A 3,176-nucleotide genomic window follows, 5' to 3' on the forward strand; every position below is an offset into this window, starting at 1 on the left:
GCCGAGGTCCGGCGGCGGCAGCGTCGAGGCGCTGCCGGTGTCGCGCATGCGGGTCTCGGTGGCGCGGCCGCCGACGGCTGCCAGCACCGACGGCTCTTCCTGGCGCTGCACGCTGGCGCGGTTCGTCGTCGTGACGTCGAGACCGCGGCCATGCTGGGCCACGATGCGGTTGAGTTCGGCGAGAGCCTCGATCTGGTCGACGATCACCTTGCGCATCTGCGCAGTGCTCTCGGCGGCCTCCTGCGGCATCTCGAGCACGCCGCGGCGCAGCTCGTTGCGGGTGGCCTCGAGCTCGTTGTGCATCTCGAGCGCCATCTGCTTCATGCTGGCGACGAGGTTCGAGAACTTCTCGGTCGACTGCTTGAACATCACATCCGCCTCGTCGGTGGTCTGGCGGTAGATGTCATGCATGGCATCGATGGTCTGCCGGTGCTCCTCTTCGGACGCCGCGCGCACCGCCTCGAACTGGCGGGTGATCGCGGCCGAGCCTGCGCCGGCGGTCTCGGCGACGACGCGGGCGATGTCGCGGGCACGCTCTTCGGCTGCGGCCAGCGATTCATCGAGCAGGCCGGTGAAGCGCGACAGGCGCTGGTCGAGATCGGCCGTGCGCAGGTCGATCGTGGTGACGAGCGATTCCAGCGCCTGCTTGCGCTCGGCGAGCGAGGCGGTAGTGTTCTTGTTGCTCTGCTCGACGACCTGCGCGGCCTCGACGAGCGCCTTGCCGTGCTTGTCGAACTGGGTCGACAGCTCGCCGAGATCCTGGAGCGCCTTCGTGGTCTTGCTGTTGAAGACGTTGAGCTGGTCTTCCAGGTTCTGCGTCGCAGCGCCGTTGCGCGAGGTGACGTCGTTCATCGCGGAGACGAAGTCGGCGACGCGCGTTACCAGCGCCCGCTCGAGCGAGTTGAGGTTGTCGTGCGCACCGGTCAGCACCTCCTGGAGCAGGATGTTGCCTTCGCGCAGCCGCTCGAACAGCGCCACCGTGTCGGTGCGCAGGATCTTGCTGGTCTCCTGCATCTCAGTGACGGCCGCGATCGAGACCTGGCGCGACTGGTCGATCGCCGAGCGCGAGGCCTGCTCGAGGTCCTTGAGCGACTTGCCGACCGCGCCGGTGGCGATCTCGCTCGCCGTATTGATGGCGCGGGCGACTTCCGAGCCGTTGCCCATCATGGTCTGCGAGAAGGCCTGGCCGCGTGTCTCGATCGACTTCAGCGCGTCGGAGGTGACGCGGTCGATGTCAAGCGTGAGCTGGCTAGTCTTGGAGCCGATCGCGTCGACCAGAGCGCCGCGCTTGGCGTCGATCATGTTCGACAGACGGTCGGCCTGTTGCTGCACATAGGTGACGATCTCGTCGGTCTTGCCGGTCATGGCCTGGCCGAAGCTGCTGCTGGCGGCGAGCACCGAGCGCTCGACATCGGCCGAACTCGACTTGACCCGCGAGCTCGCCTCGTTGGAGGCTGATATCAGCGCGTTCTGGGCGTTGAGCGCGCTGGTCTGGATGTCGTTGGTCGCGTTCGCGGTGGCTGCGCTCAGCGTACGCTCGATCTCGGTCGAGATTGTGCGGATCTGGCTCGCGGCGTCCGCCGAGGTCGAGGTCAGCGACGTCTGCGCCTCACGTGCGCTGTTGAGGATCGTCGAGGCGGTGTCGGCGCCGACCGCGGTCAGCGTGCGCTCGATGTCCGTGGTCAGCGACTTGATCTGGCTCGCCGCGTCGGTCGAGGCGGAGATCAGCGTGCCCTGGGCCTCGCGGATACCGCCGGTGAGCGCCTCGATGGTGGCGCCGCCGGCGGTCGCCAGCGCGCGCTGCATCTCGGCCGCGAGCGAACGGACCTGGCTGGTCTGCTCGGCCGAGACAGCGAGCAGGGTGCTCTGGGCGTCGCGGGCGCTGGTGGTGATCGTCTCGGCGGTCGACACGCCGACCTGCGAGAGCGAACGATGCACTTCGGCCGCAAGCGACTTGACCTGGCTCGCCGCATCCGAGGATGCCGTGACCAGCGTGCTCTGGGCCTCGCGGGCGCCGCTCATGATGGTCTCGGCGGTCGAGGTGCCCGCCATCGAAAGCGAGCGCTGCACGTCGGAAGACAGCGCCTTGATCTGGTTGGCGGTCTCGGTCGAAGCCGCGATCAGCGCGCCTTGTGCATCGCGGGCGCCGGCGACGATCGACTCCGCCGTGCTGGTGCCGGCCAGCGACAGCGAGCGCTGCACGTCGGCGGTGAGCGTCTTGACTTGGTTGGTCGCATCCGAAGAGGCGGTGACGAGTGTGGTCTGCACTTCGCGGGCGCCGGCCAGGATCGAGGCCGCGGTGGCCGAGCCCGCCGCGGACAGCGTGCGTTCGACGTCGGCAGCGAGTCCCTTGAGCTGGTTCGACGCCTCGCCCGATGCGGCGACCAGGGTCGACTGCGCCTCGCGGGCGCTGGTCAGGATCGAATTCGCAGCACCGGTGCCGACCGCGGTCAGCGCACGCTCGACCTCGGTGGAGGTCATCTTGAGCTGGGCATTGACGTCGGAGGAGACCGTCAGCAGCGACTGCTGAGCGGTGCGCGCGCCGGTCTGGATGGTCTCGCTGGTGTTGACGACGAGGTTGGTGAGCGAACGCTCGGCGTCCTCGACATGCGAGCGGATCGCGGTCGAGATCATCTCGGCGCGGGACATCATGTCCTCGCTGGCCTGGCGTCCGCTGCTCTCGATGCGGCCGGCGACGGCCTCGACGCGCGAGCCGAGCAGGTCCTCGAACTGCGCCACGCGCACGTCGATGTCGTTGGCGACCGAGCCGACCTTGGTCTCGATGGCCTGGTGAATCTCCTGGAAGCGAGCCGTGACCGTGTCAGCCAGATGCGTGCTGCGGCCGTCGATGATCTCGGTGACGCCGGTGATGCGGCGGTCGACGGCCTCGATCGCCTGTGCGGTGCCGTCCGTGAGGGTCGAGGTCAGCAGCGTGAGGCGCGTGTCGATCGACTGCACGGCCTGCGAGGCGCCGTTGGTCACGGCGGTGGTCAGGTAGGTGAAGCGGGAGTCGATGGATTCGAGCGCCTGCGACGCGCCGCCGGTCAGCGTCGTCGTGAGATGCGTCAGCCTCGTGTCGATCGACTGGATGGTCTGCGACGCGCCGTCGGTCAGCGAGGTGGTGAGGTGGTTGAGGCGCGTATCGATCGTTTCGATGGCCTCTGATGCGCCGTCGG

Annotated in this window: 1 pseudogene; it reads right to left on the minus strand. The window is 68.3% G+C overall.

Annotated features, from left to right (window positions below):
- Positions 1-3,176, minus strand: a pseudogene (locus CWO91_RS41905) (negative regulator of septation ring formation); the annotation flags it as partial.

Origin of the sequence: Bradyrhizobium genosp. SA-3, assembly GCF_004212635.1 — a bacterium.
In the GTDB taxonomy this organism is placed as follows: Bacteria; Pseudomonadota; Alphaproteobacteria; order Rhizobiales; family Xanthobacteraceae; genus Bradyrhizobium.